The sequence below is a fragment of the Marisediminitalea oceani genome, assembly GCF_003731635.1.
GTDB lineage: Bacteria > Pseudomonadota > Gammaproteobacteria > Enterobacterales > Alteromonadaceae > Alteromonas > Alteromonas oceani.
This window is the reverse complement of sequence record NZ_RCUA01000065.1, coordinates 132,413-145,784: the sequence shown is the minus strand read 5'-3', so window position 1 is coordinate 145,784 and position 13,372 is coordinate 132,413. Positions and strand designations below refer to the sequence as shown.

Here is a 13,372-nt window from a genome sequence, read left to right as displayed (position 1 = left end):
TTAACACGTGAGTTTCAAACGGCGCCGACAGGCGCCGTTTTTAGTTAAACAGAGTAACAGCTTCACTGGCCGGCACCGGCCGGGCAAATAAATAGCCCTGCAGGTAATCACAACCATACTGATGCAAGAGCTCACGCTGAACATCGGTTTCCACGCCCTCGGCAATCACTTTAAGGCCAAGGTTATGCGCCAGCTGACAAATGGTTAACACTATCGCCTGCTGTTTAGGCGCATCCACCATCTGGCTAACGAAAGAGCGGTCAATTTTGACTTTGTCCACCGGAAAAGCGCTCAGGTAAGCGAGCGACGAATAACCGGTACCAAAATCATCAATCGACAGACTCACGCCCAATGCTCGCAATTCCACCAGCACGGCACTGGCCAGTTGGTGATTGTCCATAATGGATGTTTCGGTGAGCTCAAGCTCAATTAACGAAGCCGGAATATCGTATTCACGCAAGCGACGCGCTATCGACTCAGCAAAACCCGGTTGTAAAAACTGGCGGGCAGAAATATTTATCGCAATTTGTACCTGACGGCCTTCTTCATACCACGCTCTGGCCTGATTAAACGCACTGTCGAGAACCCATTCCCCAAGCACCAGAATTAGGCCACTGCGTTCAGCAATGGGAATAAATTCACCAGGCGAGATAAATTCGCCGTTATCAATCCAACGCAACAGACATTCGCAACTTTGCACTTTGCCATCGCTCAGCTGTTGCTTGGGCTGATAGTAAAGAGTCAGTTCATCATGTTCTAACGCCTGCTCAAGGCGGCGGGTAATGGTCAGTCTGCGCTGATGGTAAGCGCCGTCATCGGCATTAAAGTAGTGCACTGCCTGATTATTTTTCAGGGCGATTTCCACCGCGATATTGGTATGCAGCAACAGCGTGTTGTAGTCCACACTGTGCACCGGATAGTCACTTACCCCAAAAGTCACATGGAAGCGCATTGCCCCTATAGGAGTATCGATACTATCGGCCAGTTTAGTGCGTAACATATTCAGTAATGAGGCCAGGCGGTGCGCCGGCCCCTGAGTTTTTACCAGCACCATAAAACAGGCATCGGCCACATGAAATAAGCACACGTCATCCGACTCGCTGTTGACGCTGGCATACTGCTGCACACTGCTTTGTAAAAAATAGCCTACCGAATAGACACAAGCCAGCGCATCTGCCAGGCCGAAATTCTCACTCAGTAGCTTAAAGTCCGTTACATCAATCATCACCGCATTAAAGGTTTGCTGTTGCGCTATCCACTGATTGGCGGTTTTTTCAAGATAACTGCGATTACCAATACTGGTGACCGGATGATGATAGGCCTGATGCACCAAAGCCTGCTCAGCACGGTGACGCTGAGTAATATCCCGCACATGCAAATCATAGGTTTTATGTTCCGCTATCCAGTGACTCTGAATGGCATAATAACGCTGCCCGATCTCAAGCACCGTCTGGGCGCAGAGTTCCCCACCACTGCTGGCCAGTGACAGCGCTTCGGACAAGGGGGCCGGAAAACTGGCCATGGAATGCTGACTTGTCGGGTACAGTTGGGCTATCAGGTCATCCGCTGCCGGATTGGCGTACAAGAGTTTGCCTTTCGCATCAATTCTGATCACCGGATTCGGGTTTCTTTTCGGAAACAGTGCCAACGTCTCGTTTTCGGTACTTAGGCTGATATACCGGGCTGCGTAGCGGCCCAGATACAAGCTTATAGCCGCAATACCTAACGAAAATAACGCCACCACCCATACGGTAATTTCCAGTAGCTGAATGATAGACAGATAGCCATTGTTCACCGACCGGTTGGTGGCCATTTCTATTTCTTTGAGTAAGGGGAGCACGGCACGGCGATGCTGACTAATTTGCTCAAGCTGGGAACGCGACAAATTCCATTGGGTTTGCGGTGACATCAGGTTTGTATGCAGAGCTGCTGCCACCTCTGAAGCCGCTTTCAGATGGGTAGAGACGTCAGTTATAGTTGCGGTAAAGCGACCAGCGCCGGCCATTTCATTGAGGATACTATTAAGCTGATTAAAGTTTTCTAAGTACCCCTCTTCGTACAAAGAAGATTCTTCGGTGGCGTAGTACTCATACAGCAAGCGTTCCTGCTCACTGAGTAACATGCCTATTTGCTGAACCTGACTAAAAATAGCCAGATCGGTTTCCATATATTGACGCGCTTTACTCTGCACGCTGGCGGCCAGTCCATATACGCCAACGGCCAGCAATACTCCGAGTAACACAATCGCCAGGTAAACCTGTCGTGTTCGCGATACGAGTTTGTTATTGTGCATATCAGCAGTTTCCTTCCAGTCCTTTGCTTTATAGACCTTTGATTAATGTTTAAACTTTCATCTTCTGTGGAGTAATCTATCTTTAGCAAAGGAGCGTAATAACTTATTGATTTAGCAAAGCAGGAGCATGTGTGGAAAAGATAAATGAAATTACCGAAGTCGTAGAAAATTTTCTTAAGCGTGAGTCCTCAGCCGGCATTCTGCTGATGATTGCTACAGCGCTGGCATTAGTGGTAGCCAATACCCCGCTCGACCTCTACTACGACAAACTGGTTTCCATGCCAGTGATCATTGCCGCCGGTGATTTCAGAATCGATAAACCTCTGTTGCTGTGGATTAACGATGGTCTGATGGCCGTGTTTTTCTTCCATGTCGGGCTGGAACTCAAGCGCGAAGTTTGCGAGGGTGAACTGGCTAACCCCAAAAATATTGTACTTCCTGCCAGTGGTGCGATAGGTGGCATGATCATTCCGGCGCTGATTTATGTTGGAATTAACTGGGGTAACCCCGCTGCTATGTCTGGCTGGGCTATTCCCGCCGCTACCGATATTGCTTTTGCCCTGGGGGTAATGGCGTTGCTGGGTAAACGAGTGCCTGCCAGCCTCAAGGTATTTCTGGTTACCCTGGCGATCATTGATGATATCGGCGCTATCGTAATCATTGCATTGTTTTATACCGAGAACATCACTGAAGTGGCTCTAATGATTGCCGCGGTGTGCTTTTTGATTTTATGGGTAATGAACAAGCGTAACGTGGTGGACTTACCTGGCTATATTATCGTTGGGGTAGTCCTCTGGGTGGCTTTGTTGAAATCCGGTGTGCATGCCACACTGGCAGGTGTGTTACTGGCAGCCTTTATCCCCATGCGGGAAAAAAGTAACCCGGATAATTCACCGGTGGTGCGCCTGGAACATGAGCTGAATTCCGCGGTAAGCTTTGCGATTATTCCCATTTTTGCCTTCGCTAACGCGGGTATCAACTTCAGTAATATTTCTCCCGAAGGTATTTTCCACCCGGTCACCTGGGGAATATTCTTAGGTCTGGTAGTTGGTAAACAAGTGGGTGTGTTTGCTTTTTGCTGGCTGATTGTCAAACTCGGTTTGGCGTCTCTGCCGTCTGATCTTAACTTTAAACATATTTATGGCTGTTCACTGCTGTGTGGCGTTGGCTTTACCATGAGTTTGTTTATTGGCGGACTGGCATTTCAGGAAACCGGTATCAATCAGATCTTTGATGAACGGGTGGGCATTCTTGCTGGCTCGGCAGTCTCTGCTGTGGTGGGCTTTATAGTGCTTTACATTGTCGGCAAGCCCGTGCACCCCACCGAAGAAGAATTACCCACGGTAGAGCAAAGCCCGGATCAGGCTAAATAACTGTTCCGAACCGACTTAAAAGTGCTGCTGAACATACTGGTAAACATAATCTCTTAAACATTTTGCCCGTTGACTCAGCAGCTTGCCGCCCGGCCAGAGCAAAAAAATATCCCTGACCTCTCCGCCCCACTCCGGCAATACTCTTATGAGTTCACCGCCGGCCAGTTCATCTTTCACTTCGGTGAGCGGCGCCAGGGCTATGCCCTGGGCATCGCGAACGAAATACTTCACCATTAATGGATCATTTACCTGAGCCCGACATCGCGGATAGAGGGTAAATGTCTGGCCGTTCGTTTCGTTATGCAGTTGCCATTTTGGGCGCATACTCAGGCCTATTAACTCATGCTCCGATAACTCAGCGGGAGTATCCGGCATGCCGTAACGGGCAATATAGTCTTCGCTGGCAACCAGCACGTTTTCAATCTGACCCAGACGACGCTGATACAAAGATGAATCATCCTGTCTACCGATACGGATGGCCAGGTCCGCCTGAGTTTCTATCATGTCCATGGGATGATTGCTCAGGTGCAGTTCAAGTTCTATTTTTGGATAATCCCGGGTAAAGGCGGTCCACATCGGCCCTAATATGCCATGGGAAATATTCACCGGCGCAAGCACCTTTAACTTTCCTTCCAGCTTTTGTGATTCATCACTGAACTGCTGCCGGGCCGCCTCAAAACGCTCAACCAACTCCGCGTAAGCATCAAAATAAGCTTCGCCGTCCTGGGTCAGCACACACTTTCTCGCAGACCGGTGAAGTAGCTTTACACCCAGCGCATGCTCCAGCTTTTGTAATCTGCGCGTCACTGTCGCCGGCGGCAACCCGGCATAGCGCGCGGCGCCGGCCAGATTACCGTGCTTTACTACCTGCACAAAGAGCGCAATATCGTCGAGAGATGATTTCATTTTGGTAATTTAAGATTAATAAATTAAGCATTTATACCATTATTGTAACGTATTACACTTAACAGGTGAGTAATTTTACTAATCCCGATCACTACAGGAACCCATTAATATGATCCATCCTCGCTTTGCCCCTGTTGTCTTCGCCCTGTTTATGGCATTTTTTATGTCAGGGATCATGTCGCTGGTCGTCACCACTATCAATATCGGCCTGGTCGATGATCTGCTGTTACGCTGGCTCGTTTCATGGCCGATGACGTTCGCTATTGCCTTCCCTACCATCATGGTTGTCGCCCCCATGGTAAAACGCATTGTTGGCCGTTTGATCATGCAGGAAGTGCCGGCGGAAGAATAAAACCTTTTACCTCAAAAAGAGAACACTGCCTGGCGCGGTGCTTTTTAGGCCTAAAAAAAAGCCTCCGGATGGAGGCTTTTTGGTAACTGCAGGTGCTTTTACAGTCCGTTCAGGAACGCATCAAATTTGCTCTGATAGGTTTCTTTCAGGCGCAGGCACTGATTAGACTCATCCATCATTATATCGTAGCTACGTGCCATCCCTTCGTGCTGGTCTTTGATTGGACCGTAGAATTCAATGGCCAGTGCCAGGTTATCGGCATCACAGGTGGTAGCGATAAATTCCGGCATACGCGATACGTGATAATCAGGCATTTTCTCAAGTACTGCCTCAGCATTATCAGACAACCAGGCGTAATAAGGCGTTTGGTCGTCCAGATTACGTCTCACACTGCCCAGCATGCTAATGGTATTGGCCGGCGTTACATTATCGGTCAGCGCCAGATCGAGCAGCTTGTTGATCATTGCCGGATCTTCATACCCCATGGAGTACAGCAGTGTGTTTTTCACGTTTGGTAATTTGCTGTCGGCAAATACTTTCATAATGCGATCAAACCAGGCAGGGTCAGCATCCGGCCCCATGGTTGTTACGCTCAGTGCGGTTCTGGCTATACCGTTTGGCATACTGCTGGTATCGGCCAGATACTGCTCAGCCAGCGCTTTGCTTTTCTTAACCAGCTCTGCGTTGTCGCTGTGACGGCCCAGTAAGCTATACAACTGAGTACGCAGTCTGATAACACTTTCATCATCATCGTCTGACTGAGTCAGCGTGAGCTTCTCCAGCAGCGGCATGTATTTTTCGTTGAGCAGCTCGGCAAATTGCGCTTCGTTGTCATCATTGACCAGATACAGGAATCCAGCCAGCGTACCCACTGATGCACGAATAACTACCGGATCTTCATCCGCGGCCATTGCATTCAGTACTTTCATTACGCTGTCGATACCTGCTTCACCACCGTTTAACAGTGCCTGCATGTTATACAGCACATTTTTCTTTTCACGGTTGTTCAGCACATCCAAATCAGCCAGCAGGTTGTCCATCTGCGCAGCCGGAATATTCCAGCGGAAATAGCCGGTAGCATTATCGTTAGGGAAAACCCACTCCGCTTCAGCCAGCTGTGGTAAACGGGTAGACTTCTTATCGACAAAAACAATCTCACGGTGGATCTTGCCGTCTTTTTTGTAACTGATGTTCAGCGGTACGGCCCAGGTTTGCTCTTTCACGTCGGCACCAGCCAGGTGGAAACGTTTTTGTGCAATAGTGCCGTCGCTGTCGATGTCCAGCAGCGGGTAGCCCGGCTGTTCAAGGTAGGCTTTCATCATTTTGCTCAGGTTGAAGTCTGACACTTCATCCAGCGCTGCCCATAAATCATCGGCCTGTGTATTGCCCCAGGCATGCTTTTTCATGTACGCCTGAACGCCTTGCTGGAAGTTTTCCGTACCAATCAGTGACTCAATCATTTGCAGGATCGATTCACCTTTAGAGTAGTTAAGGCCCAGACCGTCCATGACATCAGGCTGGCTGCGAACAATCTTCTTAACCGGCTTAACGGTTGGGCTGGCATCGGCACCAAACGCGCCTTCCTGAATGATGCGATCCTTAAAGTTCAGTTCCGGATAAAGTTCCATCATCACATAGCTGGCCATCCACGAGGCAAAAGCTTCGTTCAGCCATAAGTCATCCCACCAGGCCATGGTGACCAGATTGCCGTACCATTGGTGAGCAAGTTCGTGAGCGACCACATTTAATGGTGCAGAACGCTCCGCCAGACCCGGCTCGTCTTCGAGTAATAAAAGGCTGTCGCGATAAGTGATCAGACCGGCATTTTCCATGGCGCCGTGGGTAAAGTTAGGTACCGCCACAAAATCCAGCTTACGGTACGGGTAATCAATCCCGAAGAAGTTCTCCAGTGATTCGAGAATTTCTGGTGTGTGCTTAACAATAAATTTGGTTTTATCGGCGTAACCTTTAGGCACATACAGCTTACCAGGCACTGACAGGCCTTCCATTTCAACACTGTCGAACGGGCCTACCGTGTAAGCAATCAGATAGGTTGGCATAGGCTTGGTTTTCATAAAGGTAACGGTTTGCATACCGTCTTCTACCGTGCGCTTTTCCACCGGTGTATTTGACGCCACAACCTGTTTTTCAGGTGTGGTGATGGTCATTTGGTAAGGAATTTTAAATGCCGGCTCATCAAAGCTCGGAAATGCTTTACGGGCATGCATGTCTTCAAACTGCGTGAAGATGTAGTTACGGCCTTCGAAGCTCGACAGGTACATACCGTCTGAAGAGGTATTTACCTTGCCTTCAAAGCTGATGGCCAGCTCATAAGTACCTACCGGCACGGTAGCAGAGCTGTGGCCCCAGTTGATGTTGTAATCGCCTTCGGTAATACGAAGCGGATAAATTCGGTTGCCCTGGCGAAGTTCGGCGTTAGTAACCTGAATATCCATTTGATAAAAGCCGACTTTGGTTACCGGCTCAGTAATATTAAGCTCGATAACGGTTTCCCCGGAATAGTCAGGCTGGTCGGGGTCGATATTCAGGTGAATTTGTTGAAAAGTTGGCTTAACGGCGCCAGGTAGCCGATAGTCCACATCTTCTGCCGAGGCAACATTTGCCACCAGCATGAACATGCAGGAGACCCAGGATAAGAGTCTTTTCATGAACGAGTCCTCACTGTCGTTTGGGATTGGAATTTTTTATTATTTAGAGCTGAAATAACCGGGAAATAGTAACATTTATTGTTACTAAGATTTAGTCGATAAAGTGTAACCAACTGTTGTTCACTGTAAACTGAACCTTATAACTGGTTAGTTCACCGTTTTGCTGAATATTTAACCACCCCGCCTGCACTCCCGAGCGCAACTACGTTGAAGCAACTCTGGCAGTGCTGTGATGGTCTATCAATGCTTCCAGAGTCCACTCTCAGCAATGCCCGTACAGCTGTTAAAAGTTTCTTAGTGCCAAGATTATTAATAAAGCATTATCCATCTAAAATAAAATTTTATTATTTTCTATGATCCCCACATGTACATAAAACGTTAAAAGGTTGTAAATTTACCTGTAGCAACGGAGATCATGATGAAGTACAGAGGGCTCGCAATCATTGCTTGTACCGCACTGCTAACCGCGTGTATGGACGATGACGATAAAACAGAAGAAACACCACCTCCCCCACCCACTTTCAGCGCCAGCACTACCATTGAAATTGACTTAACCGGTAAACAACAGGTCCCGGCAAACATGTCTGCGCAAATGGCTTCAGCCACCGTTGAGCTTGACGAAACGTTGGGCTTAATGCGTGCGTCGGTGGACGTAAGTAATGTGGAAGGTGTACAGGCAATTCACATTCACGATGGTGACATCGGGCGTAACGGAGAAGTGGCCTTTGAATTTACTGAAGGGTCAACGGCCGGTACCTACACCCTGGATGAAACCAGTGTCAGCAGTGAGTTGATCACTGACTTACTGGAAGGTGAATGGTACATCAACGTCCATACCGACACTTTCGAGGACGGTGAACTGCGCGGCCAGATTGTGACCGACGATATGGCTGTGGTTACTTTTATACTCGACGGTAAGCAGGAAGTTCCTGCGGTGACCACCCTGGCCGATGGCTATGGTTATGCGCTGGTATCAACGGCAACCTACGATTTGGACCTGGTAGTGTACACAGAAGATGTCGAGGCAACGGCAGCGCACATCCATACCGGTCGGGTTGGTAATAACGGTGATGTGCTGGTGGCCCTTGAGCAATCGATGGAAGATACCAGCATGTGGATGACGCCGGAAGATACCATGATTAACGAAGAAATCTTTGGTGTTCTGGCATCAGGTGGTCACTATGTTAATGTCCATTCCGATGCGTTCCCAAGTGGTGAAATCCGCGGCCAGATCCTGACCGATAACTTTGCCCTCGCCACCTTTGCACTAACTGGTGAACAGGAAGTACCGGTAGTCGATACCGCCGCCTACGGCAGTGGCTATGCGTTGGTTGATACGTCTTCTTACGCCATAGAGCTAACCGTTGTTACCGAGGGTGTAGACGATGCCACCGCGGCGCACATTCACACTGGCCGGGTAGGCATGAACGGTGATGTACTGGTGGCGCTCGAGCAATCGGCAGACGACATGGGTAAATGGGTTACACCAGACGATCTTGCTATTGATGCTGCCACATTTGAGGTGCTGGCATCAGGCGGCCATTACGTTAACGTGCATACTCCGGCTAACGGCAGCGGCGAGTTAAGAGGCCAGATTTTAACCAGCAACTTCGCGCTGGCAACATTCGGCCTGAGTGGTGATCAACAGGTGCCAGTGGCGTCAACCAGTGCCATGGGCAATGGTTATGCGTTGGTTAACACTTCAACCTTCGACCTCGAACTGGTCATCGACACCACCGGCGTAGATAACGCCACCGGCGCCCATATCCATACCGGTAATATTGGTACAAATGGCGATGTACTGGTTGCGTTGGAACAGTCAACGAGCGATCCGGGCATGTGGATGACACCCGCCGATACCGCCATTAATGCAGATATTCTGGCCGTACTTGCTGGCGGTGGCCATTACGTTAACGTTCACACTCCGGCCTTCCCTGACGGGGAAATTCGTGGCCAGATTGTTACGCCTCAATATGTCATTGCGACCTTCGGCTTGAGCGGTGCTCAGGAAGTCCCGGCGGTCACTACTATGGCCTCAGGTAACGGTTATGCGTTGGTCAATTCGCTCACCTATGACCTGGATTTAGTGGTTCACACCGATGGTGTGGATGATGCCACCGCAGCGCATATTCACACCGGTCGTGTGGGCATGAACGGTGACGTACTGGTTGCGCTTGAACAGTCTGCTGATGATGCAGGCATGTGGATGACAGCCGACGACTCCATGCTGACGCCGGCGATCTTCGAGGTGCTGGCCTCCGGAGGTCATTATGTGAATGTTCATACACCGGCTAACCCCGGCGGTGAACTTCGTGGCCAAATCCTTACCGACAACTTTGTGATGGTCGCATTTGGATTAAGCGGCGATCAGGAAACCCACGCGGTTACCACCACGGCCACAGGCAGCGGTTATGCGCTGGTCAATACCGATGATTACAGTCTGGAATTGCAGGTGGTTACCAGTGGCGTAGCCGATGCAACGGCCGCGCACATTCATACCGGTGCAGCTGGCATTGATGGTCCGGTGCTGTTAGGCCTTGAGCAGGATGGTGATGATGTAAACCGCTGGATGGCACCCGCTAACGCGATGCTTGATGCTACTATCTTTGGCGTTCTGGCTGCAGGCGGCCATTATGTAAATGTGCACACGCCAGCGTACCCTAACGGCGAGCTGCGAGGTCAGATTCAGTAATCTCACCTGCCAGTAAACATAACTTCGAAGGGGCGCTACAAGCGCCCCTTTTTTATAAACGCTTTATTGGGCTTTTACCCAATCAAGCACACCGGCAAACCAGTCCACCTGATGGCGCATGCCAAAGCCATGTCCCCCCTCTTCCAACAATAACATGCGCACCGCCACGTTTTGCTCCCGCAAGGCAGCGTAGTACTCCAGAGCATTATCAACCACCACCACACTGTCGTCGTTAGCATGCACGATGTAGGCCGGCGGTGTTTGTTCAGTAGCCTGTAATTCATTGGAATAAGCGGTTACCAATGCAGCGTCGGGCTGTTCACCCAACAGCAGATTACGTGAGCCCTCATGGGTAATATTTGCCTGCATACTGATCACCGGATAGATCAGGATTTGGAAAGCGGGTCTGAGCACTTCAGGGTCATAACTGTCAATCACCGGCTGCGTAAAATGGGTCGCGCCAGTTGCTGCCAGATGTCCGCCAGCAGAAAAGCCCATCACGCCAAACTGACTCTGGTTAAGCTGCCACTGCTCGCCGCCTTGTTGAAGCCGGTAAAAGGCCTGTTGCAAATCCTGTAGTGGCCCTTGATAGGGTACCTCCATGTTGGCAGGATTGGGCATTCGATACCATAAAACCGCCGCCGCGACACCGTGTTCAGCAAACCGCTCAGCCACTTCCTGGCCTTCCTTAATGGAAGACACGCCAAAATAGCCGCCGCCCGGACAGATAATAACCGTTTTATCAACTGACTTATTTTCAGGGAGGTAAAGAGTAAGTGAAGGCTTACTTATTGCGGTGATAAAACGGTCATTAAAGCGCTCATCAAAAAGCCTCCCCTCATTGCTGGTGTCAATCGCACCGGGTATGCCTTGCGGATAGAGTTCAAGGTCGAGTTTGCGAATGGCTGATTGCGCAGAAAAACTCACAACCAGCAACAAGCTGGTTACCAGTGTAGATAGTTTCACGGTTTATTCCTCTGTTATTTTGTATGACAAATTAACATAAAATAAACAATAAAACAGTGCCGGCGGCCGGGTGTAGTAGGAAATTGCGCGAGGCGGCTGAGGCCTCGCGCTTGCGGTAGCAGAGGCTAGTTTACAAAGCCTTCGTTGGCTTTAATGGTGAGCGGATGATAGCCCGGCTTAGCTTCGGCAAAAGCTTTCTGCGCAAAAGCTTTACCCTGCGGGGTTTTCGACAATTCACGGTACAAGGGTTTAACCAGTTTGTTGCGACCGATAGAGACCAGATAGTCATAGAGTCTGTCATAGGCCGGCTGGTATTCATTATGCACGGCAATCATCAGCCAGCTGTGAGCTATCTCGTTATTGCTGCTGGTGGTAAGGCCAAAAGCATCATCCAGTTCTGCGAGTTGCTTATCAGACAACTCTTCAGGCATGTTATTTAAGAAGTACAGCCACTGGTGAACGGTCCATTGGGCAGTATCAATGTTGGTGGCCGATTTTTCGCCCGACAACCAGTCCTGACGTGCCTGATCGACAATCGAGAAAGCATCTGAGGTTGGCATTGGCGCATCGGCCGGAATGCCTGGCTTGAAGATCCACTGATCAATACGCTCGCTGTCGAGTTTATCCGGGTACTCGGCTAGCAGTGTATCGTTGAGATAAGCGATAAACTCATCGGTAGTGATGCTCTTAAAGGCAAAGTGCTTAAAGTAATTCAACAGGAACTGATCGAAGTTTTCACGCCCGACCTTTTGTTCCAGCTCGCGTAAAAACAGTGCACCTTTTTCATAGGGTATATCTGAGAACACGTCGTCCGGATTACGGCCGCGTAAATCAATCGCCAGGATCTGATCATTCGCTGGCAACGCAGCGATATCTTCCTGCAAATCCTGATAGCCCAACACAGCTTCCATACGGTAACGGTCGTGGCCATAAATCATTTCCATAATGCGGTAGGTCAGATAGGTGGTGAATCCTTCGTTCAGCCACAGGTCGCGCCAGGTTGCATTGGTAACTGTGTTCCCTGACCAGCTGTGAGCCAGTTCGTGGGCAATCAGTGATACCAGACTTTTATCACCGGCAATCACAGTTGGCGTGATAAACGACAGACGAGGATTTTCCATCCCGCCGAAAGGAAATGAGGGCGGCAGTATCAACAGATCGTAGCGGTCCCAGCCATAAGGGCCGTAGGTTTCTTCGGTAGCTTCCAGCATACTTTCGGTATCGGCAAATTCTTCTGCCGCGGCGTCCAGTAATGCCGGTTCAGCGTAAACCCCGGTGCGCTCCCCCATAGGTTTAAACTGTAAATCACCAATGGCCAGTGCAATCAGATAAGAAGGTACCGGCTGCGGCATAGTGAAATCGTACTCGCCGTCACGCTCGGTGTCGGGGTCGTTGGCTGCGCTCATTACAGCCAGTAGTGCCTCGGGCGTGTGAATGGTGGCATTGTAAGTCACCCGTACCTGTGGCGAGTCCTGTAACGGAATAAAGCTACGGGCGTGAACTGCCTGGGCCTGAGTAAACAAAAACGGGTGCTCTTTGCCGGCTGTCTGTGACGGCGTAAGCCACTGTACCCCGGATGCCTGTGGCGAGGTAGCATATTCGATAGTCACCTTATTACCCCGCTCAGGCAGGTCAATTTCCAGTGCTGCGCCCAGCTCCGGATCGGCAGGCTGTAGCTGGTAATCCAGCGTTTCACCGTTGGCGGTCACGCTCTGAATGTTAAGGTCTCGGGTATCCACTATCAGCGTATCTGCCTGAGCAGTCTGTTTCTGATACGTCAGCGTGGCACTGCCGCTTAATACGCTGGCAGCAAAGTCAGCCGTGAGATCCAAATCCAGATGAGTCACGGTGACTTCAGCAGGATTAGAGAAGGAGTGGTAATCCACCCCGGCCTGAATACCGCTGTTATCAGCAGCAGTTGCTTCGGCCGCGGGCACTGAACTATCGGTTTCAGGCGCCGGTGAACAAGCGGTGAATAAAGGAATGGTGGTAAGTAACCAAGCGAGATTCTTCATTGTCGTCCTGTTGTTATTATGATGATTTTACGTCAATGTCATAGTAGCGAAATCACGGTCAGCTTGCATCTGCAAACTGACCAAACACAGGCGTCAGCGCCGAATG

At 49.9% G+C, this 13,372-nt stretch carries 8 protein-coding genes; 3 read left to right on the top strand and 5 right to left on the bottom strand.

From position 1 onward, the window contains the following. Positions 1 to 40 precede the first annotated feature (40 nt). Entirely contained in the window at positions 41 to 2,293 is a 2,253-nt protein-coding gene (locus D9T21_RS16755) for a putative bifunctional diguanylate cyclase/phosphodiesterase (protein WP_123326189.1), read from the bottom strand. 131 nt (positions 2,294 to 2,424) lie between these two features. On the opposite strand from D9T21_RS16755, the gene nhaA reads away from it, so the two are divergent. Then, the gene (nhaA, locus tag D9T21_RS16750; RefSeq protein WP_241155744.1) at positions 2,425 to 3,666 is read left to right on the top strand and encodes a Na+/H+ antiporter NhaA; all 1,242 of its coding nucleotides are present in this window, start codon (positions 2,425 to 2,427) and stop codon (positions 3,664 to 3,666) included. Between the two features lie 15 nt (positions 3,667 to 3,681). On the opposite strand, the gene D9T21_RS16745 is transcribed toward nhaA, so the two are convergent. Further along, positions 3,682 to 4,572, bottom strand: a complete 891-nt coding sequence (locus D9T21_RS16745) for a LysR family transcriptional regulator (protein ID WP_123326187.1) — start codon at positions 4,570 to 4,572, stop codon at positions 3,682 to 3,684. Between the two features lie 109 nt (positions 4,573 to 4,681). Between D9T21_RS16745 and D9T21_RS16740 the strand changes: the two genes are divergently transcribed. Beyond that, entirely contained in the window at positions 4,682 to 4,924 is a 243-nt protein-coding gene (locus D9T21_RS16740) for a DUF2798 domain-containing protein (protein WP_123326186.1), read from the top strand. Between the two features lie 98 nt (positions 4,925 to 5,022). Here D9T21_RS16740 and D9T21_RS16735 read toward each other — a convergent pair whose 3' ends face one another. Continuing rightward, entirely contained in the window at positions 5,023 to 7,563 is a 2,541-nt protein-coding gene (locus D9T21_RS16735) for a M1 family metallopeptidase (RefSeq protein ID WP_377907566.1), read from the bottom strand. A 445-nt stretch (positions 7,564 to 8,008) separates the two neighbouring features. Here D9T21_RS16735 and D9T21_RS16730 point away from each other — a divergent pair, with 445 nt between their 5' ends. Then, positions 8,009 to 10,285, top strand: a complete 2,277-nt coding sequence (locus D9T21_RS16730) for a CHRD domain-containing protein (protein ID WP_241155743.1) — start codon at positions 8,009 to 8,011, stop codon at positions 10,283 to 10,285. A gap of 63 nt (positions 10,286 to 10,348) precedes the next feature. Here the strand turns inward: D9T21_RS16730 and D9T21_RS16725 are convergent, their stop codons facing one another. After that, on the bottom strand, positions 10,349 to 11,251 hold the full coding sequence (locus D9T21_RS16725; protein ID WP_123326182.1) for an alpha/beta hydrolase: 903 nt from the start codon (positions 11,249 to 11,251) through the stop codon (positions 10,349 to 10,351). 125 nt (positions 11,252 to 11,376) lie between these two features. After that, complete coding sequence (locus tag D9T21_RS16720; RefSeq protein WP_123326181.1) at positions 11,377 to 13,266, bottom strand: M1 family metallopeptidase; 1,890 nt, start codon at positions 13,264 to 13,266, stop codon at positions 11,377 to 11,379. Positions 13,267 to 13,372: the final 106 nt, after the last annotated feature.

Coding starts and splice junctions, on each gene's coding strand:
- D9T21_RS16730 (WP_241155743.1), top strand. CDS start 8,009: ATGATGAAGTACAGAGGGCTCGCAATCATTGCTTGTACCGCACTGCTA.
- D9T21_RS16735 (WP_377907566.1), bottom strand. CDS start 7,563: ATGTTCATGCTGGTGGCAAATGTTGCCTCGGCAGAAGATGTGGACTAT.
- D9T21_RS16720 (WP_123326181.1), bottom strand. CDS start 13,266: ATGAAGAATCTCGCTTGGTTACTTACCACCATTCCTTTATTCACCGCT.
- D9T21_RS16740 (WP_123326186.1), top strand. CDS start 4,682: ATGATCCATCCTCGCTTTGCCCCTGTTGTCTTCGCCCTGTTTATGGCA.
- D9T21_RS16755 (WP_123326189.1), bottom strand. CDS start 2,293: ATGCACAATAACAAACTCGTATCGCGAACACGACAGGTTTACCTGGCG.
- D9T21_RS16745 (WP_123326187.1), bottom strand. CDS start 4,572: ATGAAATCATCTCTCGACGATATTGCGCTCTTTGTGCAGGTAGTAAAG.